Genomic DNA, 22,943 nt, shown 5'->3' on the forward strand with positions numbered 1-22,943 from the left:
AGAATGTTATTATGGTGTTTCAGCTACATCATCCCACTATTGAACCAATGAATAGTTAAAACTTATAACTATACCCCAATCTAAACACCTGTGTTTCGTAATAATCCGTACTTATTAGATTAAATCCATTTCCTGAGATGTTTTTATGAATACGTAATGTATTTAGAATATCTGTACCATTTAAGAATAATTCGCCTTTACCTTTTTGAATTTGCTTTTTAAAGCCCATATCAACTGAAAACCTCGAGCCAATTTTACCTTGTGGAATTAAATCTGGTGCTAAATAAACAGCAGTCAACTGAAATTGGGTTGATGGTTTAAACTTAAATGAACCATTAAATTTTACATTTCCAGAAGTTATACTTTCCTCAGCCATGCTATAAACTGTAGGTATAGGATAGCGATTGGTTACACTGAATGCCTTAATGGTATTTTTGTAAACTGCTCCACTGGTGTTAAAAGAGAACCAAGGCGTTAACTCCTGTTGTAAAACAACTTCTCCTCCAGTATTATAACTCTTGCCTGCATTTTGAAAGATATTGTACAAAATTGTATTTCCAGTCACCTGGGTGGCAATCCGGGTAATGGTAGCATTTATCATTTTATGATATAACGAAGTATAAACATTTCCTTTTTTCCAATTTAATCGATAACCTAATTCTATGGTATTGGTAAATTGAGGTCGCAATGTCGGATTACCAACTTTTAACAATTCTGGTTCATCATACTTTGGAAAAATACGGATATCAACTTCGTTTGGCCTGTCTACCCTTCTATTAAAGAACATTGATAACTTATTTTTATCATCAATTTTATAAGCGAAACGTAAGTTGGGAAATGGACGGGCATAATCATAACCATCACTTTGGTAAGTATTATGATTTGGGTTTACATCATATTTTACTTTTACATATTCAAATCTTAACCCTGCCTCTAGCTCCACATGGTTATTCTCAAAAATATAGTTTCCGTAAACTGCTGGTATGGTTTCCTTATAGTCTGCCCATCCACCTGCATTGGCATCAATTGGAGAATTTAAGCCAGGGAAAAATTGCATATTAGTTGGTATAGTTCTCCTTCTAAATTTAACACCAGTCTCAATTCTACCTTGTTTTAAAGGTTTAATGTAATCTAGGTTAAAATCTGCAACGTGTTCATCAGACAATAAGGCAAAAGAATCTTGACCAGTAAACGTAGGCATGATATTGGTAAAGAAATATTTTTCGTCCTCCCTATGCCAGGTGTAATTAAAGCCAGCATTTAATAAATGTCCGGGTTGTTTAAATTTATGCTGATAGATGGCAGATCCTGTAACCGTGTATTTCACTTCATCTTCTAAAAACTGCCATAAACGCAAACGTTGAGTTAGGCTTGCATTAAAATAAGGTATATCTCCCCTGTCTAATATCTTTTCTCTATTAAAATACCCAGAAAAAGTAAAAGAATTTTGCTCATCAGGATTATAATCTACACCAGATTTTACAGTGGTAAATGTAGTTGTCCGGTTACGTTTAACTTGTTGATTAATAACCGTTCCATCGGTATAAGTTCGGCTTGCAAATTCATTTCTATTTAAGGTTTGCGTATAAAGCCAATCGCCCTGTAAAAATGTGTTTAACTTATTTTTTCTATAGTTAAGTGAGACCGATGGATTTAATTTTGGCGTTGCCTGGTATTGCGGTCTAATGCTTGGCAAATTTTCTTTTCTCTCCCATAAAGTACCTAAACCCGTTGTCAATCCAATTTTACCATTAAAACCATCTTGTTTGTTCTTTTTGTAAATGATATTGATGATACCCGCATTACCATTTGCATCATATTTAGCAGACGGGTTATTGATGATTTCTATTCGCTCAATTGCTGATGCTGGAATATTATCTAATCCTGTTTGTGAACCAAAGCCTGTAATTGCATTTTGTTTCCCATCAATTAGAATGGCTACTTTATCGTTACCACGCAATTGTATTTTCCCATCTTGTATAGTTACCCCAGGTAAATTCTGCATGGCTTGTAAAACTGAACCACCCACCTGACTTACATTATTAGCAAGGTTAAAAGATTTTTTATCCATTTTATCTGATAAACCATCAGTATTTTGAGCAATAACGGTAACCTCGTTTAAGGTTTTTGCATCTGCGTCAATAGCAATATGACCAAGGTCTAAAAAAGCATTTAAGTTACCAGTGGTGATGTCTTGTGATTTGCTTAAATAACCAATATATGTAATGGAGATGGTGTAAGTACCAACAGCTATATCTACCAATTTAAAACGCCCTTCTTCATCAGTAATGGTACCTACTATAAATTTTTGATCCGTTTTGGTTTTAAGGATGATGTTGGCATAAGGAATGGGGGCCTTGCTTTTACTATCTAAAACCAATCCGGAAACTGTTGTTTTAATAGTTTGTGCATTGGCTGCAAATCCAACCAAAAGCACAACAAATAATAATTTAAAGAATTTAAAGATTTGCATATTTAAAGATATTATATATTTAGGTGCATAGATAAAATCTAATTCTGTTTGAATTTGGTAGTTGGTAAAATTTTAAATCAATTTTTCTACAGAATTATATTGTTATTTTGCTTGTATGAAACTCCTGATAATTGAAGATGAAGAATCGCTTAGAGACAGCATGGTCTCCTACTTTAAAGGAGAAGGAAATATCTGTGAGATTGCTGTAGATTACCCATCTGCTATAGAAAAGATAAACCTTTATCATTACGATTGTATTTTGATGGATTTAACTTTGCCAGGTGGTGATGGACTACAAGTACTGAGAGAATTAAAAAAGATAAACCGTAAAGAAGGAGTATTGATCATTTCGGCACGACATTCTTTAGATGACAAATTAAATGGGTTAGATTTAGGAGCGGACGATTACCTAGTTAAACCTTTTCATCTCTCGGAGCTTAAAGCTAGAGTAATGGCTATTGTCCGCAGGAAAAACTTTAGCGGCAATAACATCTTAATTTTTAACGAAATAAGAATCGATGTCATGGCAATGGAAGTTAAGATTAATGATAAGTTACTTAACCTTACCAAAAAGGAATATGACTTATTGATCTACTTTATTTCTAATCAAGGAAAAGTAATTACCAAAAATGCCATTGCTGAACATTTATGGGGAGATGAAATTGACTTATCAGATGACTTTGATTTTATTTATACGCATATTAAAAACCTAAGGAAAAAAATTGTGGAGGCAGGCGCTAAAGACTACATCAAATCCATGTATGGCGTGGGCTACAAACTAGAACAAATATGAAATTAGCACAACGGTACAACAGGGCAAACTTGCTTACTTCATCCATAATTTTGGTTATAACAGGAGTAATTTATTATATCGCCATTCACTTTATATTAACCAATAAGCTAGATAAAGATTTAGTAATTGAAGAAAAAGAGATTCAGGCCTACGTTTTAAACTATGGAAAACTACCTTCTCCAGGCGATTTTTTGCATCAAAAAGTAGCCTACGTAAAACTTGGCAATAAAAAAGTTAATAGAAATTTCTTTTACGACAACTATAATAGAGCAAACGAAAAAGAAAGCGAACCAGGTAGAACACTAATCACCTCTGTAATTGTAAATGGCCAAAACTATCAAGTTAGCATCAGTAAATCAAGGGCAGAGTCTGAAGATTTAATTCGTTTAATCTTCTTTATCACGCTTGCCGTAACCATACTGCTATTAGTTTCTTTATTACTAATTAACAGGTTTTTACTCCAAAGCATTTGGCGTCCCTTTTATGCTACTTTAAATACTATGAAAGCCTTTAACTTAACCGCAAAGACCGATATAAAAGCGCAACAAACAAACATAGAAGAATTTAATGAGCTGAATATTGCAGTTGGCAGTATGGCTGATAGCGTAAAAAAAGACTATAAAGAGCTTAAAACCTTTACCGACAATGCTTCTCATGAAATGATGACTCCCCTAGCTGTAATTAACTCAAAGCTAGACTTACTATTACAAGGCGAAGCATTAAATCCTCAGCAAGGAGAATTAATAGATGAAATTTATAATTCGGTGGGCAGATTGGGCAGATTAAATCATTCGTTATTATTATTAGCCAAAATAGAAAACAAACTCATTCCTGAACAAGAAACATTTAATTTAAAGGATTTAATAGTGGAGAAAATCAAATTGTTTCAAGAATTAGTGAATGGAAAAAATATTACACTCACTCAAAACTTATTAGACAAAGAAATAATGATGAGTAAATACTTAGCTGATATCTTGTTAAATAATCTTTTAAGCAATGCAATCAGGCATAATTATAATAATGGTACTATTACAATTGATTTAAATAAAACTGAATTGATTATCTCTAATACAAGTAAGGACAATACTTTGGATCAAGCCCAGGCTTTTGAAAGGTTTTACAAAACACCATCATCAGAAGGTATGGGTTTGGGATTGGCAATGGTTAAGCAAATTGCCGGGCTTCATCAATTTGACATTACCTACACTTATCAAGATAAGCTGCATATTTTCTGCTTAACGTTTTAACACTACAGAATTTCTTCAAGGTTTGGATTTAGCTTAGATGCAAATCCATACCATGAAAAGCATATTGTTATTGCTCTTTCTATTAGCGATAAAATTAAATGCTCAAGAAATTGATAGCAATAAGGTTGAGGCTGAGGCTAAGTTTGAGCATAACCTTTCCAACCCTAAGAAGTTTGAATCATATATTATCCCTAGTTTATTTGTTAGTTATGGAGTAATATCTCTTGGCAATAATGCCATAAGAGATTTAGATTTCAGCACTAAGGCAGAGTTGAGCGAAGATCATCCAAAATTTGCTGCTCACATTGATGATTACATAGAATTTTCGCCATTATTTGCCATGTATGGTTTAGATATTGCAGGTATTAAATCTAAAAATAAGGTTGGCGATCAAAGTGCGATGGTACTGATGACTACCGTAATTACAACGGCTGTGATTACCACCTTGAAACATCAAGTACATCGTTTAAGGCCTGATGGTTCTAGTTATAACTCCTTTCCTTCTGGACATACGGCTACTGCTTTTGCAGCTGCAGAATTATTTAATCAAGAATTCAAAGGTCAATCACCTTGGTTTGGTTATGCAGGTTACACCATTGCAAGTGCAACTGGAATATTGAGAATGTACAATAACAAACATTGGCTAAGTGATGTAGTTGCTGGAGCAGGATTTGGTATTTTATCAACTAAACTTACCTACGTTATTTATCCCTATCTCAAAAAGATTTTCAAGGTTAATGAGAGGAAGTTAAGCATTGCCCCCGCCTACCAAAATGGTTCTTTAGGTTTTGGCTTAGGTTATAAGTTAAATTAACCCTGCATTTTCCGTAATAATTTTTGAATGTTTTTGTCTTTAAGAGGTTGAAGTTTTTCTTTTCCATATATGGTAAAGTATTCATGAGAAGTTAGCATTTCTAAGTTCATTAGGTTCCACTCCTTATCCTGATAAACAACATTCAGTAGTTTTTCCCATTCTAACCTCAATGCGTTTTCAAATTCATTATAATCTTCCCTAGAAAGATGATAAAAATCTGCATCACAAATTACCATCTCTATTTTATTTTTCGGCGATTGGGGGTATGTTGTTGCAGAGATACAAGAAACAACCTTATTTACAAATGCACGGTCCATCTTTAGTTCTTTTAAGAATTGTTTAGCAATCTTAATACTAATTTTTTCATGTCCCTTATATTGTGTGGTATAGCCAACATCATGAAACCAGGCGGCAACTTCAACTATCAACAGTTCCTCTGCTGATAAATTTGTTCTTTCTGCAATTTCTATTACAGCATTTACCACATTTAAGGTGTGGTTTTGACTATGAAAATAGAGTTTTGAATCAAGCTCATCTTTTAATAGCCTACCTACAAACTGCGAAACAACCTCTATTAATCCAATTCTATTCATACGCCTTATTTAAACAAGGATAAGTTGAAAATCTGAAGAGATTTTGAAGTATAGGCTAACACAATACAAATTCAGATTTTCTTCAGAATTCGAGGGTATATTTGTTCTCAAACCAATCATTAATGCGCTCCAAAATCAAGATTCATCCAATCCTTAAAAATAGGTTTGGCACTGTTTTATTAGCAGTTTGCTTATTTTGCCTAACATCATTACTCACTAGAATTACCTTATTGGTTTTTTCAAGTGCATCGTTCGACTGGACTATCATTAATATACTTCGTGTTTTTATAGTCGGCTTAATCTTCGATTTAGCAGCAGTATCTTATGCCATTATACCTCTGGTACTTTACCTATGGCTTTTCCCTGCCAAATGGTTTGATAAACGATTCAACAAAATAGTACTGCTGGTTTATTTTTTCATTATCACTACTACACTTATCGCTAATGCTATTTCTGAGTTTATTTTTTGGGAAGAGTTTTCGGTGAGGTTTAATTTCATTGCTGTAGATTATTTGGTTTATACCACAGAAGTAATTGGAAATATCCGTCAGTCGTATCCCATTAACACCATTCTTGCTGTCTTATTCATTTTTTCTGCATTAGTTACCTATGGCCTAAAAAACCTGATTTGGCAATCGACCAGCAAGCAAACCAAGTTTAAACAAAGAAGCAAAATAGCATTATTGATTCTTTTGGTTCCAGTAGCCACTTATTTTTTGGTAAACCATAAATGGAAAACACAAAGTGATAACCAATATGTAAATGAACTCTCTGGCAATGGGATGTATGATTTCGGCTTTGCTTTTTGGCACAATGAGTTAGATTATGATACATTTTACAAAACCTTACCCATACAGGATGCTGTTAACCTATTTAGAAAAACTTTTATAAAAGATACTTTACAAAAAACTGGCAGCTACAGTGAAAGAAAAATATCAAGTGCTGAGCAACCAAAGCAAATGAATGTGGTTTTAATAAGCGTAGAAAGTTTAAGTGCATCATTTTTGGGCAGTTTTGGAAACACACAAAATATCACACCTTGTATGGATTCTTTAGCCAAACAAGGAATGTTATTTACTAACCTATATGCTTCTGGCACTAGAACAGTCAGAGGGCTTGAAGCACTTTCGCTTTGCATTCCACCTACTCCAGGACAATCTATCGTTAAACGACCAGACAACAAAAATCTATTTACACTTGGTGCTGTATTTAAAGAAAAAGGTTACCACAGTAGGTTTATATATGGTGGTTATAGTTATTTCGATAACATGCATGAATTCTTTTCTCAAAACGGTTATGATGTAACAGATAGAGATGCATTAAAGGATTCAGAAATTCATTATTCTAATATCTGGGGTGTAGCAGATGAGGATTTATTTACGTTATCATTAAGAGAACTTGATAAAGACTATAAGGCAAAAAAACCATTCTTTGCACAGATCATGACGGTATCCAATCACAGACCCTATACTTACCCAGACGGAAGGATTGATATTCCATCTCATACCGGTAGAGAAGGTGCTGTAAAATACACAGATTATGCCATTGGTAAATTTATCCGGGAAGCTAAATTGAAGCCTTGGTTTGCCAATACCCTTTTTATTATAGTAGCTGATCATTGTGCCTCAAGTGCTGGCAAGGTAGAGTTACCTGTAGACAAATATCATATCCCAATGATATTTTATGCACCTCATCACATTAAACCTTCAAAATTTGAAAAGTTAACGGCACAGATAGATATTGGACCTACGTTATTGGGCTATTTAAACTTTAGCTATAAAAGTAAGTTCTTCGGACAAGATGTCTTTAAAATGAAAGACAATGAAGAAAGAGCATTCATTAGCACTTACCAAAGTTTAGGTTATATCAAGAACAATCAACTTGTTATTTTAAATCCTAATAAAAAAGTAAAATCTTATACACCCGATTTTATAAATGGCAATTCAAAACCTGTTGGGGCTAATCCTTCTCTAATAGATGAGGCAATAGCTAATTATGAATTGGCATCTTATCTCTATAAAAATAAGTTATATGGTTTTAAATAAGTGTTTACAGACAAGATTTAGTGCATTACTGAGGCTTCAGTTCAACTAATTCTCCATCAATCTTATTAACATCCATAGCCAGGTTCACTACCCTCTCTAATAAAACTCTTTTTTTGTTGTGGTGAAAAGCTGGGTAGGTCTTATTGGTGAAAATCTTATTATGACTAAAACGAAGTCCGTCTACCGACTTTGCGTAAAGGATAGGTTGATCGAAAGTTTCGAAGGTATTATTCTCTATCTTGATTCCAGAGTGAAAGTATTTCTTTTGTTCTTTTAGGTTAGGAATTTCGGGATAAATAGAAATTACGGCACTTGTAAACTGGTACATACTTGTTAAGGCATTCACAAACTTATTATTAGAAATGGTAACATCTGTGCAGGTTCCTGTTTCGTACCAACCATTGGCATCCCCACATAAAAGGATAGCGGAGCCTGAGGTATGATCAAAAAGATTGTGGGTTACCACAACGGGTTTAGGCGTACTGAACAAGGCGCCCCTTGCCCTATTGTTACGAATGATATTACCAGTAAAACTAACTGAAGGTGTCCATGATATGTTCTCTATTCCGATAGCTGTTTTAGCAGGATCTATTGCTACGTCGAGCGGTTTACTAAAGGTTATCTTAAATTCTTTCATAGGGGATTTCACATCACCTTGTACAGGTGAAATAGACGTAATGGTATTTTTTGTGTCCCAAAGTTCCATTGTGTTGGATCTTATGAACTGAACCGTGTCTTTTACATTACCCCAATCGAAACCATAAGACTGCCCATGCATGTATCTTCCAATAACGGTATGGTCATCTATTTTTTGGATGATTTTAAGATAGGTTCCGTGAACATTAATCGCATCATCCATCATTCCTTCATATAGGCCATTTTTAGAAATGATCTTACCCCAGCATCCAGAAAAATGAGTAGCATCAGCTTGGGTGGTAAAATACCTGGAATCATTTTTCCCTCTTAAACAGACGCCAAAACCATCCATGTAAATGTTCTCGGTTAATTGAGCTAATAGCCCCATTCCTTCTGCATAATGAACTTTCACGTTCTCAAAGCTAATATCCTTACCCTTATGCACAAAGATTCCTGGCGATGGCCTTGGGCCGCTCCTCATGGCAATTACCGTTCCAGGCACCAGTTTTTTATTCTTCCAACGTACACTGATCTTGCCTGGAGAAATTTCAGTAACTCCTCTGGTACCTACAGCAATATCTCCAGTATTGAAAACAATGCGTTTGGTATCTTTCTCAAATGCGATACCTGAGCCTGGGCGCATTTCCCAACCTTCTCCACGGTTGTAAAACACGCTATCCTTTATTTTATAATCTACCCATGGCGCTACTTGGTAAATGATATTTCCTTTTAGGGTATCGTTTTCGATAATTTGGATTTGGGAGATTTGTGGTTTTTCAAAATCAATAGAAAGGTTTTTAATCTTTACGTTAGTACTTCCAATTAGTGCAATTGGCAACATTCGTCCATGAAACATCAAGTCTGCACCCTTTCCATCAAGCGTCAGGTTTTTCCAATTTTCTAAAGCTATACCAACTATTTTGGGATTATCCTGATCATGGTTAGAAATGTAATATTCTCTTTTTTCGGCACCTTCTGGATAAAAATCATAACGACCTTTTTGAAATTGAATAACAACAGCTACCTGCTCATTATTCTCACTTTTAATCTTTTGAAGTACGGTAATTAATAATGCTGAAGTATTCTTCCCATTGCCGGGTAAGATGCCATAATTGGCTAACTTATAGATTTTGGTCTTTGTTTGGGCTTTTAATGAGTTCATCAAGCAGATGCTCATTAATAGCAACAACATAATTTTGCTATAGGAATTAAAGTTAAGCTTACGATTAGGCATATTAAATTAATTGAGTTTTACTGAAAGTATTTCTTTAAGTTCTCCGTTAATACGAAGCTTTACTTTTTCAGGATTTTTAGAATAGATCTGATAACTGGTCACCTTTCCATTTAACCATTTACAGTTTACGGTAAAGCCACCTCTTGCTTTAAGTCCAGTAAACTCCCCTGCTGTAGCCCAAGCTTCTGGAATAGCAGGCAACAACTGAACTTCACCAGCATGGCTTTGCAATAACATTTCGGCCATTGCAGCACTGATTCCAAAATTTCCATCTAATTGAAATGGAGGGTGATTGGCAAATAAATTCGGCAAGGTATTATAGGTCAGTAGTCCTCTAATCATCATGCCTGCCTTTTCGCCATCCCCTAATCTTGCCCACAAAGCAGCTCGCCATGGCCAGGTCCAAGAACGTCTACTATCACCAACTGTAGACTCAACAGTAAAAGGTTTATTTATATTTTTGCCATAGTTACCACTTCTACTTCTTAAAGAAATAATGGCTGCATTTGCTAAATCTGGCGTATTCGTCGTGCTAATTTCACGTCCTGGATATACGGCAAATAGCTGTGAGGTATGGCGATGCTGATCATCGGGATCATCACGATCTTCTTGCCATTCTTGTAGTTGCCCCCACTTACCAATTTTATTTGGGGCAAGCTTTTGCTGCATTTCTGCTATTTTCTTTTGATAATCAGCATCTATACCAAGTTCTTTAGCAGCCAGCAGGTAATTTTGAAACAAGTCCCATACGATCTGTTGGTCATGCATTACACCATCTTCTCTCGGCCCATGTTCTGGCGACCAGCCATTCGGCACCAATAAAGTCCCATCCTTACTTAGCTTTAAACGATCTTCCCAGAACTGGCAAAGTTCTTTTAATATGGGATAAGCAGTATTTTGCAAATACGATTTATCTCTGGTAAAATCCCAATGTTCAAACACATGCTGGGCATACCATGCGCTAGCAGGAATATTCCATTCCCAACCGTTACCTCCAAAAATACTCTGGCTTGTTCTTGCTGTCCAGCCTCTTGTATTTTCACCAAAGGCTTTACGCGTAGCAATTCGACAAGGTTCCTGAGCGGCTACTATAAAATCGATAAGTGGCAGATGGCATTCAGATAGATTAGTTGATTCTGCTGCCCAATAATTCATCTGTATGTTAATGTTATTATGATAATCACTTGCCCAAGCCGGCGTATTGCTATTATTCCATAGTCCTTGTAAATTGGCAGGAAGACCTCCCGGTCTAGAAGAGCTTACCAAAAGATAACGACCATATTGAAAAAGCAATTCTTCGAGGTCTGGATCTTTAACACCAGTGGCATATTTTTTTAGCCTTGCATCAATTGGAAGGTTTAATTGTGCTTGCGCTGTTTCGCCAATATTAATGATAGCTGCATCAGTTAATTTACTGATATCCTTGATATGCCTACTTAATAGCTTAGCATAACTCAGTTGTTTTGCAGTTGTTAATTCCTTGTCTATTCTTGGCATTGGATCGTCACCTCTCCATCCTAAACTATAGCTGGGCTTATAATTGGTACCTGCATCCAAATAAAAGATAATTGAATTACAATTTTTAAAGCTTAGGGTATTACCTTCAATATCAACAGAACCGCCATTTTTAACCAACTTTAACTTTGCAGCATATTTTAATTGATTAGGCATTTCTCCCATAAAACTCAATCCATCTGTACTTGCAGTACTTATTGCACCTTGCGCTGATTGCATGGAAACCTTGCCTGATAAAGCTCCTTTTCTATTCGCGGTATACCTGAAAACAATAACTTGATCTGGATAACTGGCAAAAGCCTCACGAGTATAGGTAACTCCATTTAACTCAAAAGTGGTAGTATGTATACCAGTATTGATATTCAACTCCCTACGATAAGCTTTTACGGCATCTATTTGATCAAAGTTTATGATAAACTCTCCAAAGTTTCGGTAAGAACCAAATCCACGATCACCAGTTTGGTATTCGCCATCCCAATTGTTATCGCCAGACCAAAGGCTTTGTTCATTAAACTGGATGCGTTCTGTTTTAACACCTCCGTACAACATTGCTCCCATACGTCCATTACCAATAGGCAATGCTTCTGGCTCCCATTTTTCGGCAGGTTGCTGATACCAGAGTTTATTTTTGTTTCCAGTATCGGCTTTAGCTGTAATTATGCTGAGCAATAACAAGAAGAAAGTAAGGTTCTTAAAGTTTTTCATTCTTTAATTTAAATTAGAAATATTTAAAATTAACATCAAGCATTAAAGCTACACAAACGTTTGTTTTTGATTAGCATGGATTGAGGCCCTTAAACGATTTAATTTAGATTAGCGATTAAGATTTCATTCAATCGTTTATTATAAACCTTTAAACCAGAAACTAATCCATGAGCTGCATTTTTGGTATCTCCTACCTCACTTAGAGGAAATATAAGGGTTTGCATCCTGCTTATTTTATCTTTTGTATTGGCGAAGCTTAACTTTTTACCTTCCATTTTTTGGACTAGCTTTCCATCCACATATAACCAAGTGCCTTTTTCATTTCCTGTAATTACAATTTTATAGGTTTTATCTTGTTCAAATGCAAAATCGAAAATATCAGTATAATTCTCTCTACTAAAACCTAATCTTAAACTATCGGCTTTAGACAAAAACACCCTGGCATTTTCAGAGTTAAACAAGGTGACATCAACATTGCTTCCTATAGCGGGCTTTAAAGAAAAGGCAACTGAATAGGGATAGCCAATTTCCTTTAAAGGCAATTGGATTGATTTTGATGATTTAGCAAGCAGTTCGTTTTTTAAAACCAAGGAATCAGCATCTGCTGAAGGAACGACACCTCGCATATTTAGGCCTGGTCCCTCGCCAATGTTAATACTGTTTTTAGCAAAGTTATTCCAGTCAGACTGCGCTGTTTTTCCTACCCACATTTTTTCTGCTAACACTTGCATTGCAGGAAAAACCCTTTGATGAACATCTTTCATTGTAATCCCATTCCCTACATGATCATTCCATACCGCAAACATTCCTCCCCTTATTTTTGGATGCCCCATTAAAAAGGTTACATTTCCAATTTGATTAGGTTCCCAGGTTTGATAAAGACGTTTCACATTCAAGAAATCATAATAATAGCCAGCAGCCGGAACAATATATAGGGACCCGTCTGGTGTACTGATCTGATCGTAACCCAAGCGAACCATTTCTTTAGGTTCTGCATAACCATTGTACCAAGCATTCATGGTTACTCCTTCAGCAGTAACAGGTGTATTCCCCTGAGCGTGTGTTAATGCACCCCAAAGTCGTACCTTTTTACCAAAACCCTTTACGAAACGGATATAATGATCGGTAAATGCCCTAAAACTTTCTGCTTCTTTTTTTGAATATTCATCTGTTCCAATATGCACTTCAGGATCTACAAACACAGGATCTTTTCCGCCTATATATTCTTTAAAAACATTATCTATAATCTCATAAGTTTTAGGGTTGTTGATATCCAAGTGATCCATTCCATAAGCTTTACTTCCTATCTCTGGAAACGCTTTGGTAAATGCCAATGAGTGTGCGGGCACATCAATTTCAGGTATAATGCGTATGCCATACAATTGTGCTTTTAACTGCAGTTCTTTAAATTCAGCTTTGGTATAATGACCATCCCTTGCTGTCAATTCCGGATAAGTACTACTTTCCAATCTAAAGGCAGAATAGGTTTTATTCCAATCGCCTTCAAAAAACTGCTTAAAACCATTGTCGTTTAAATGAATATGAAAATCGCCCATTTTATAATAGGCCATCATTTTTACATAGTGTTTTAGAAAGTCGAGCGTAAAAAATTTACGACCAACATCGAGCACCAAGCCCCTCACTTCATATTTTGGATAATCATGCGCCTTACCCTTAACAATTTGATGATGTGATGGATCTTGTTCTAACAATTGCAAAATGGTTCTGGTAGCCCAAAAAGCACCTTTATAATAAGGAGCTCTGACATGTATGGTTTGATCGATAGCAATGCTATAACCTTCATTGCCTAAGTTTTTTTGTGTTACATCAATACCAAGAACAATATCTCCTGCCTTTGCCTTACCCTTAGCAATGCTTATTGTAGTATAACCCGTTAATAGTTTAAGCTCTTGCAAAAAGATCATTGCTGCCGGTGTTAACAATTTTTCGGCACCTGCGCTAATGATGATCCTACTATTTGGCAATAATTTAAAATGACCATTTCCGCCATTCCACTCTTGCAAAGAAGGGATTACAAAAGGCTGCTTGTTTATACCTGTCTGCGGACGAAACTGTCCTGCTACCATTACGGCTTGTTGAAACTCATACGCCTTGTTATTTTGTGTATTCTTTAATTTAAACACCAATTGAACTTCACAATCAACCAATGGCTGATAAATTTTTCCCTTTAAATCTATCACAGGTTTTCTACTGGAGCCATAAAGAGAAAGCTCATACCCCGCAATTGGTTTCGGAATTACCAACTGACGAGTACCTTGTGCTATTTTAGCTGAAAAAGACAATCCCGCAATTACGGTTTTAAAGGCTGTTGAATCGGCTCCATCTAGTTTTTGTTCTTCTATCTGCTTCGATTGTTGGGCTTTGCTGAACTGAAAACTCAAGAAGATCATGCTGGCCATAAGCCATTTAATTTTCAAAGACATTTGATGTGTTTTTTAGGATCGGGTATTTGGTTTAATCTAAACTATCAATATTTAACCCAAAGGAAGATTTAAACACCACACAAACGTTTGAGATGGAAGTAAAATGCATTAAGATAACCAGTCGAGCTGGGTATGACGAATCTTTAAATTTACGTCATTCCCGTGCAAACGGGAATCCCAAATGGCTCAGCGCAGCTAATCTCTACCCGTGGCTGGTGTCCTCACCAGCCATATACTATTCACTAATATAATCTGCGATGTACTTTTCCCAGTTAACACCAAAAGGTATAATTACAAATTTTCCTTGCGGACTAATTAAGAATTTCGATGGCCAAGAAGAAACATTGTAATTGGTTTCGATTACATTATCAGACATCACCACTGGAAAACTATACTTAAATTGATTCATGTATGCTTTTACAGCTGGCTCATTATCTCTACTTGCAATGGTAATGACATTAAGTTTTGGCAACTGGCCATTTTGGGTTTTTAGATATACCTTTTGCAAATCAGGGTGTTCTGCCCTGCATGGCCCGCACCAAGTTCCCCAGAAATCTATTAATGTCCATTGATTTTTCTGGTTACCAAGCTTGTATGGGGTTCCATCTAATTGAAGCAATGCAAATGCAGGTGCAGTTTTAAACGTGGTATTGAATTGATTGAGCCATAACTCATTAAATCTAGCCTGATCTTTGTAAAGTGCCTTTGCTTTTGCCTTGAAAGATGGATCATTCATAGACAACGCCATGATGGTTTTAAATTTCTCCTCATCATTAGCCAAAGTAGCTAAATAATCATCGGCGAAGGAATATTTTTCTTCTCCTAATAAAAAGATCATATCATAGAAATAGGCATGCGAAGCAGTTTTATCAATCATATCAGGACTGTATTCATTTGCCAACTTTAGAAATGCCATTTTTTCAACCTTATCCTGAGTATTTTGGGCAGCAATAAAGTTTGTATAGGCAAACATGTACCTGTACCAAGCCCTAATTTCTTTAGTTGACCTTGTCAGTTCGTTTGGATCTAACTCCTTTTGATTCTTTTGAAGATTGCTATAAATTAACTTAAAAAGTTTATCGCCAGTTGATTTGAGTGCTGCATCAGCTACCATTAGTTGGGCAATCAGTAAACCATATCTTGCTTTTCTTTCCGCGTAAAAATCGGTTTGAGCTGATAAATAGGTCAAGTACTCCTTACCAATTGCCAATAATTTGGTAGGGTCTTTCTGATTGTCTTGCGCTTCTACCCATTTAGCTACTACATAGCTATTATTTTTTAAAAAAGGATTAGTGTCGTTGCCAAATCGACTTAGTATGATATGTGCATTCTTTTTTTCCTCCTTCATTAAAGCAAATACCGAATCGATGGTCATGTTCATCTTTTTAATATGGGCCAAAAATGAAGTATCGGTTTTCATCTTTTCTTGTACAGCGCCAAGGAAAGACTGAGCGAAACTATTGTGCAACAAATCTTCAGCAGATTGCTGGTTGCTTGCAGCTAGTTTCTGCATGAAATATACCGCGGAGTCTGGTTGTTTGTCCTTAGTTCGTTGAAAACTATTAAAGTAATTAATCTCATCCTGAACGTTTTGAGCTAAAATAGCGAAGGATAAAAATAGGAGCGGAATAAAAATGGCTAGTCTTTTCATAAAAGGATTTAGTTCTAAGTTTTGAAATTAACAAAACATTTAGAATTACCATCTCTTAAATATTTTAATCCATAAATTTTGTCTTAATCTACCACTAAGATTGGCGCAATCATACTGCAACAGTATTTCTTTATTAACGACCTTGGCTTAGCAAAAACAATGTTGAAGATAATTTAGTTATAACATTAGAAAGGAGATCATACCATGAGAAAAATAATCGTGCTATCAATGATCACGTTAGATGGGGTAATGCAAGCCCCAGGTGGTCCTGATGAGGATACATCTGGCAATTTTAAATATGGAGGTTGGGTTGCGCCATTTGGCGATGAAGATTCAGACAAGGTAATGCAAAGATTGATGAAACCAGCAGATATTTTATTGGGCAGAAAAACATTTCAGATTTGGGAACCCTATTGGCCTAAAAACACAGCGTTTTGGCCAACTATAAACGAGGTAACAAAATATGTAATGTCTACAACCCTTACCCAATCTGAATGGGAAAATACAGTTTTCTTGAATAGCTTATCAGACATTGAACAGCTGAAAAACTCAAATGGTGCTGATCTACAAGTTTGGGGCAGTGCAGAGCTGATTCAGCTGTTACTTAAGCATGATCTAGTTGATGAGCTTTGGTTAATGATCCATCCAATAACATTGGGTAAGGGCAAAAAAATATTTACCGACGGACCGTTTCCCGCAGCATTTACTTTAATAGAGAGTACTGTTACGCCTAGTGGGGTAATCTTTGTGAATTACAAACGAGCTGGAGAAGTAAAAACAGGTAATGCAGGAGCTTAGAAAGAAACCAGCATGAGCATATACATTGCTTGTATGCTCATACTAGTTTCATTAACAAATAAGTAGGTTTATAAGGTAATCCTGTTCTAACGTAATTTAGCATACCGCAGTAATGCTTCAAGAAAGTAATAATCTGCATAAACTAGGGGTACATCAATTTCAGTTTTATGAGGTAAACTACCTACGCAGTGTTTTAAGATAAACCCAGCATTGGTGCCTGTTTTTGCCAAATATTCATCACCAGATAATGATTTAAGCATTTGTTCGGCAGGTTTAAAATACTTGCCATGACCATCCTTAGAGAAAGTACTTAACTCTAGCAAAGCTGAAGCCACTAAGGCAGCAGCAGAAGCATCGCGTGGGATGTAGGCTAATTTATTGGCATTATAATCAAAATCTGGTGTATAACCTTTTTGTTCGGCATTAAAGTCCCAATATGGGATTTTATCTTTTGGTAAGTTAGGGTGATTGATATAAAAGTCAGCTGCTTTTTGAGCTGCTGCTAAAAAACGTTTGTCTTTAGTTTCCCTGTACATCATGGTAAAACCATAAATGGCCCAACCTTGCCCCCTACTCCAAGTCGAATTGTCCGCATAGCCTTGGTTGGTTTGCTGGTGCAATACTTTACCATTGGCATCATAGTCAACCACATGATAAGTACTAAAATCTGCTCTGAAATGGTTTTTCATTGTATTTAAGGCATGGCTCATGGCTACTTTCTTATACTTAGGATTACCTGTAATCTTAGAAACATAACAAAGCATTTCCAAATTCATCATGTTGTCTATAATCACTGGGTATTGCCAGGTAGTTTTCTGGTCCCAAGATTTTTTTGCGTTCCATGATTTGATTAATCCAATTTTGGGGTCAAAACGAGTTAAAGCAGACTCGGCAGATTGGATAAGTATCTTTCGGTATTTCTCTAACTTTTTAGGATCCTTTTCAAACCTCATTGCATTGCCAAAGGAACAATACATGACAAAACCTATGTCATGATGTTGCGTTAAAAATTGCGCCTGCTCCAGTGCTTCAGTCCATTTAGTGGCTGCAGTTTTCCATTGCGGATTTTTAGTATAGTCGTAAAGGTACCACAAGCTGCCAGCAAAAAACCCTTGGGTCCAATCCCACACATCTGTTGTTCTTAATGAGCCATCGCTATTAGTGGTGCGAGGAAAACGAGTGATATCGGTTGATGTTTTGAGCAAATCATTATATTGCTTTTGGGCAACTGTAAAATCTTTCTTAATCAACGTTGATTTAGGCGATTGCCATAAAAATGAAGAAGCTGTTACAGCAACTACAAATGCCGATACCAGCAGTAGGTTTTGTTTTTTGATTTTTAAATTAGTTAATTTCATTTTGTGTTTTTGAATGTGAAAGATTGCTAAAGGTTAATTAACAGCTACTTTAACTGCTGTAACCAAGTAGGCACTTTTTTTAAACGTTGTTGTAATTGTGCTTGGTAAAGTGAGATGGGAGTGACTTGTTTATCCAATCCTTCTAAATAGCTTAAATTCTCCCTTTTAAAAGTGGTACCCTTACTTATAAATCCAGCAACAATAGGTTGCACCATTTTAAACCAAACATCTTCTTTGTCGTCTGGCCAAAAATTAAAATCTTTAATGGCTGCGTTGGTTTGTTTATAATTCCAAAACACTAATCCTTGCAAGTGATTGGGCAAATTTTCTATGGCCCCTCCTTGATGCCCCGCCATGAAACCTCCAGTAACATTGTCTAATAAAGTATTTCTGGGCTGACTGGCATGTGATTCAAAGGAGGTGTTGGCTGGATAAGTGCAATTATAAATTACCGTATTAACTGCCCCATGTGAGCTACCGAAAGAGTGCCACTGTGAAGCTTCATCTACTAAATTGGCCAACAAAACATTGGTAGAATGATTGGAAGTAATGGCCTCATGACCAGCATTGCCTGTAACTGTACAATTTAAGATACTTACATTGGCACTTTGTTGTACAATGGCTGCAATACTGCAATTAGTGAACCTGCAATTGCGCATCCATGAATTGGTAACTCTTGAGAACATGAAAAGGTTAAATCCACTGTCATCTTTCCAAGAAGCATGGTGCACAAACTTGGTTTGCCAGTTGCCCACAAAGGAAATATCTTCAATACCAACTTCTTCTGCATTTGCAAATCTCGAAACAGTCCAACCATATTTTGGATCTATATTGATTGCTATCGGTGCATGCAAACCAATTGTTAAGCCATCCATTTTAACTACTTGATAGTATAAACAAACATCTACTCCTTTTTCTACAAGGTATTTCCAATTTTGGTTAAGTTCATGTTTGCCCAAAGTTTCTTGAATTAATGCAGGCGAGTTATTTAACATCTTTAATGCAATCCAATCCCCCACCTTTAACTGGCCAATTTTATCGAGAGTTAATTCAATAGCTCCAACCTTAGCCGTTTTTTGTACCTGACCAACCTCCATATCCCTGCCACCAGCGGTAAAGGTTATCATAGGTCTACCAGTCCACATTTGCTTTGGATTTATTGGAGCTAACATCTCCTTCATGAATAATTCTGTTCCTCCTTGCCCTGCACCACTGCCCCGAAAAATGATGTTACTCCCTTTTGAGACAATGCCTTTAACTTGAGCCGTATCTTGATTAATTAAAAACCTACCCTTTGGAAAAAAGACAATCCCAGATCCATTTTTGTTGGCTGCATTAATTGCTGCCTGAATAGCATCCTTATCTGAAATTTCATCATTTGGTATGGCTCCATAATCAATAACATTAAACACCTTGTAGTCTTTCATATCGGGGATGGCTTTTACACCACTGTGGTAACCAGCATAGGAGAAATCTGGCAATATAGATTGTTCTTTATCTTTTTGATAGGCTTGGAACAATTGTGATGGTACAGTTGATTGTCCCATTGCAAGGTTCACTACAAATAGCGTAAACAAAAGAGTGCCACTAAATATTTTTTGATGAATTGAAATCATAAGATTTTTAAAAAGTATTAGGTTAGTCATAATGGCTAAACATAAATCAAGCCCAGCGTTATTAAAAAACACTTTATCTGGTATGCATAAGCTTGATTATTGTTAATGAAATTATATTGGAAGAAAAGTCAAACCCCTTCGTATCTAGTCGAAAGACCTAAGGGATAATTTCGATATCAAATTCTTTCATCACCTGTTTATTATCATTTAAAGTATTGTTGCTAGCAATAAAGATCACTTTATATTTTCCTACAGCAGTGTATTGAAACGTATAGTTTTTTAATGGTGCCGAAGTGAGGTTTTTAATCGGGATACTCACATCTGGCGCCACCTTAGTTAAATCTAGTGGTTTGCTTATGGCCCAAGTCTCATTGGTAGGTGCAGTAGCTCCACCACCTATAACCTGAATTTGTGTAGCGGAGGCAATCCAACTACCACTTGCTGGTGTTCTTACATTTCCATATACCGTCCATGAAATATCCGAAAGACTAGTAACATTAACGGTAGATCCATCAGGCAACAAGTTGTTGACAGCAAAATTCTTAAACGTCCAAGTTTTTTGAGTAGAACCAGTAACTCCATTGTATTTCAGAGCAAGGTATAATGGTTTTCCAGCTACATATAAATCTGAAAGTACTATTTTTCCTGAAGCTGTATTATCAGCACCGGTAGAAAGTATGGCCCTATTGGTAATATCTGTCCAATTTGCATTTACCACACTGGCCGAATCAAGTGCCATTAGGTTATTAGATGCCAACAATTTTAAGGTATTGGTCTGTACACCAAATTGTGCATATGATGTAAACTGAAGACTCGGCTCTCCGGCTGCAGAAGTACGATTTTTATTGGCATAGGTAAAGCCTGCCGTACCTGGATAGGTTATAATTGTGTTTGCATTTCCTGTAGTTGTATATTTACAGGTATCACCAAGCTTAAATACGAAGGCATTGCCATTTTTAGACCTTGCATTGCTTAGTTGGATGTCCCAATTTGGTTCTTCAACTAGTAAGGATTTTTCGCAGCTTGCAAAGAGGCAAACGAAAAGGGTAAGTATGATAAAGTTTTTCATCTATTTATAGTTTATTTTTAAAGGTGATGAAGCCTACCTACTACAGGCAGGGCTCATGTTAATTTAATTTAGGTTTACCAACCAGCATTTTGCACCAGTGATTTATTTAAATTAAGTTCATAATCAGGAATAGGGAGCCAAATATTTCTAGGCGCTACATTTCTTGCCCCAGTTAATCCATTTGCACTGGCACTGGCACCGTTAGCTTCACAATAGATCTTAAACGTAATCATGTCCTGATAGAAATTGCCCCAACGGGTAACATCGTTTTTGCGTAATGACTCCGCATTAAACTCACGTAATCTTTCATCACGTATAGCAAGCTGGAAATTTTCCTTACTTAAACCTGTGATTAAATTAGCTTCGGTACCTGTAGTAATAGTTGCCGTTGCAATTGCTCCCGTTCCATTTCCACCTGTAATGGTTACAGTAGGTGCAGCGGTATAATAGCTTCCAGTTGCAATAATACCCGGACTGGTTATATTGATCCCCGTTACTCTACCCGCAGAGATAGTTGCGGTAGCTGTGGCACCAGCACCACCCCCACCTGTAATGGTTACCGTAGGCACCGTAGTGTAACCAGTTCCTCCGTTAGTAACGCTAATCGTTTTAACCACATTACCATTTAAAATGCCATACCCCCTTTTGCGAACCATGTTAATGGCATCATAAGCTGTTAAGCTACCCCCTGTTGGTACAGTACTTGACCCAACCAGCTCATTTGCAGCTTCAGCATACATTAGTAAAATATCCGAATAGCGAATTACAGGCCAGTTTATGCCATAAATCCCCAAGTTACGTGCTTCTGCTGGCGCATATTCTCTTCTAAATTTACCCGATGGCATTAACCAAGGATTAGTTACCGGATTTTTCACCCTAGCACCAGAAGAAATAGCATAAATATAGTTTGAGCAATTCCAATCTCTTCTTAAATCAAAGGAAGTTTTAGGTGTAGAAGTGCTACTGGCATTAACCTCATAAGCATCAAATAAATTACGCGTAACGTATACCCAACTCACGGCACTGTATGAAGATGGATCATTGGCAACAATTGTAGAAGGAATCCCGAAGAAATTTCCAATATCATTAGCTCCCTTTGTTACCGTTCCAGCTGGAGCGGTAGCAAAACCCCATTCTAAAATGTTCTCTTTAACATCATATTTATCTTGCATTAGATTAATAAATACCTGCTTATAATCTGGGTTTAGTGCGTGTTGACCTGAGTTGATCACTTTTGCACAATAATCTACAGCGTTTTGGTATTTAGTAGCATCATTTACAGGATAACCTGCCATATACAAGTATGTTCTAGCCAACATGGCCTGTACTGCTGTAACGGTTACCACATCATTATAACCCAAACTTGCAGATGTATAGCCCTGTAATAAACCTTCGGCTTCTTTTAAGTCTGTTTCAATCTGTGCATAAACTTGCTTTGGATTAGATGCAGGAATATCAATATCGGTAATAGATGAAGGTTTTAAACTGATCACTACATTTTGAAAATGTGTAGTTAAAAGCCAATAATAATAAGCCCGCAAGAATAAAGTTTGTCCTTTAATTCTATTTCTATTGGTCTCATTCATAGTTGGCTTATTGATATTATCCAATAAGATATTCGCATTATTAATTCCCTGATAGCAGGCCAACCAAATGGCATGTACGTTTACATTTGAAGGCGTGAGGGTATATCTAAATCCTCTTGAATCTCCATCAGCTGCTCTATTAGATAGTAATTCATCGGCTGTTTCATAGTAACCTGTTAATATCTGTCCGTATAAGCGGGGGCTCATCATAGGCCCATAAACACCGTTTAGCGCCTGTTGCAGTTGTTCTTGTGTATTAAAATAATTCGCTGGTGTATAAAAATCAGTTGGCTCTGTCTCTAATGCTTTTTTGCAAGAGCAAATACTGATCACAAAGCAGATCAGAAGTATATATTTTAGTTTCAT

15 protein-coding genes are annotated in these 22,943 nt (G+C 36.3%); 5 read left to right on the plus strand and 10 right to left on the minus strand.

The window, feature by feature from the left end; genetic code table 11:
• Positions 1–55 precede the first annotated feature (55 nt).
• Positions 56–2,473 (minus strand): TonB-dependent receptor domain-containing protein, encoded by a 2,418-nt coding sequence (locus EZ428_RS15965; protein ID WP_131554188.1) that lies wholly within the window; start codon positions 2,471–2,473, stop codon positions 56–58.
• 115 nt (positions 2,474–2,588) lie between these two features.
• Here EZ428_RS15965 and EZ428_RS15970 point away from each other — a divergent pair, with 115 nt between their 5' ends.
• Genes EZ428_RS15970 through EZ428_RS15980 form a run of 3 tightly spaced genes read left to right on the plus strand, consistent with a single transcriptional unit; the run spans position 2,589 to position 5,327 of the window.
• A complete protein-coding gene (locus EZ428_RS15970) occupies positions 2,589–3,266 on the plus strand; it encodes a response regulator transcription factor (RefSeq protein ID WP_131554189.1) in 678 nt (225 codons plus the stop codon).
• Positions 3,263–4,513: a sensor histidine kinase gene (locus EZ428_RS15975; protein WP_131554190.1), complete on the plus strand. Its 1,251-nt coding sequence runs from the start codon at positions 3,263–3,265 to the stop codon at positions 4,511–4,513. The genes EZ428_RS15970 and EZ428_RS15975 overlap by 4 nt, the downstream gene beginning before the upstream one ends.
• Before the next feature lie 52 nt (positions 4,514–4,565).
• A complete protein-coding gene (locus EZ428_RS15980) occupies positions 4,566–5,327 on the plus strand; it encodes a phosphatase PAP2 family protein (protein WP_165501792.1) in 762 nt (253 codons plus the stop codon).
• Here EZ428_RS15980 and EZ428_RS15985 read toward each other — a convergent pair.
• Positions 5,324–5,920, minus strand: coding sequence for an HD domain-containing protein (locus tag EZ428_RS15985; protein WP_131554192.1), 597 nt, complete (start codon positions 5,918–5,920; stop codon positions 5,324–5,326). The genes EZ428_RS15980 and EZ428_RS15985 overlap by 4 nt on opposite strands.
• Before the next feature lie 122 nt (positions 5,921–6,042).
• Between EZ428_RS15985 and EZ428_RS15990 the strand changes: the two genes are divergently transcribed.
• On the plus strand, positions 6,043–7,965 hold the full coding sequence (locus EZ428_RS15990; RefSeq protein WP_131554193.1) for an LTA synthase family protein: 1,923 nt from the start codon (positions 6,043–6,045) through the stop codon (positions 7,963–7,965).
• Between the two features lie 25 nt (positions 7,966–7,990).
• On the opposite strand, the gene EZ428_RS15995 is transcribed toward EZ428_RS15990, so the two are convergent.
• From EZ428_RS15995 to EZ428_RS16010, 4 genes are all read right to left on the minus strand, one after another.
• Positions 7,991–9,763, minus strand: a complete 1,773-nt coding sequence (locus EZ428_RS15995) for an alpha-1,3-galactosidase-related protein (protein WP_317126457.1) — start codon at positions 9,761–9,763, stop codon at positions 7,991–7,993.
• Positions 9,764–9,841: 78 nt separating this feature from the next.
• Entirely contained in the window at positions 9,842–12,055 is a 2,214-nt protein-coding gene (locus EZ428_RS16000) for a glycoside hydrolase family 95 protein (RefSeq protein ID WP_131554195.1), read from the minus strand.
• Between the two features lie 98 nt (positions 12,056–12,153).
• Positions 12,154–14,499, minus strand: coding sequence for a family 20 glycosylhydrolase (locus tag EZ428_RS16005; RefSeq protein ID WP_205945733.1), 2,346 nt, complete (start codon positions 14,497–14,499; stop codon positions 12,154–12,156).
• 235 nt (positions 14,500–14,734) lie between these two features.
• Positions 14,735–16,150 carry a TlpA family protein disulfide reductase gene (locus EZ428_RS16010; RefSeq protein ID WP_131554196.1) on the minus strand — a complete coding sequence of 472 codons (1,416 nt, stop codon included), beginning with the start codon at positions 16,148–16,150 and terminating at the stop codon, positions 14,735–14,737.
• A gap of 204 nt (positions 16,151–16,354) precedes the next feature.
• Here EZ428_RS16010 and EZ428_RS16015 point away from each other — a divergent pair, with 204 nt between their 5' ends.
• Positions 16,355–16,948 (plus strand): dihydrofolate reductase family protein, encoded by a 594-nt coding sequence (locus EZ428_RS16015; RefSeq protein WP_131554197.1) that lies wholly within the window; start codon positions 16,355–16,357, stop codon positions 16,946–16,948.
• Positions 16,949–17,034: 86 nt separating this feature from the next.
• Here the strand turns inward: EZ428_RS16015 and EZ428_RS16020 are convergent, their stop codons facing one another.
• The 4 genes from EZ428_RS16020 to EZ428_RS16035 all read right to left on the minus strand — a co-directional run bounded on the left by EZ428_RS16020 (position 17,035) and on the right by EZ428_RS16035 (position 22,943).
• The gene (locus tag EZ428_RS16020; protein ID WP_131554198.1) at positions 17,035–18,306 is read right to left on the minus strand and encodes a glycoside hydrolase family 88 protein; all 1,272 of its coding nucleotides are present in this window, start codon (positions 18,304–18,306) and stop codon (positions 17,035–17,037) included.
• A gap of 44 nt (positions 18,307–18,350) precedes the next feature.
• Positions 18,351–19,922, minus strand: coding sequence for a DUF4955 domain-containing protein (locus EZ428_RS16025; protein ID WP_165501793.1), 1,572 nt, complete (start codon positions 19,920–19,922; stop codon positions 18,351–18,353).
• A 157-nt stretch (positions 19,923–20,079) separates the two neighbouring features.
• Positions 20,080–20,991 carry a DUF5017 domain-containing protein gene (locus EZ428_RS16030; RefSeq protein WP_131554200.1) on the minus strand — a complete coding sequence of 304 codons (912 nt, stop codon included), beginning with the start codon at positions 20,989–20,991 and terminating at the stop codon, positions 20,080–20,082.
• A 74-nt stretch (positions 20,992–21,065) separates the two neighbouring features.
• Positions 21,066–22,943, minus strand: a complete 1,878-nt coding sequence (locus EZ428_RS16035; RefSeq protein ID WP_165501794.1) for a RagB/SusD family nutrient uptake outer membrane protein — start codon at positions 22,941–22,943, stop codon at positions 21,066–21,068.

The organism is Pedobacter frigiditerrae (genome assembly GCF_004331645.1).
In the GTDB taxonomy this organism is placed as follows: Bacteria; Bacteroidota; Bacteroidia; order Sphingobacteriales; family Sphingobacteriaceae; genus Pedobacter; species Pedobacter frigiditerrae.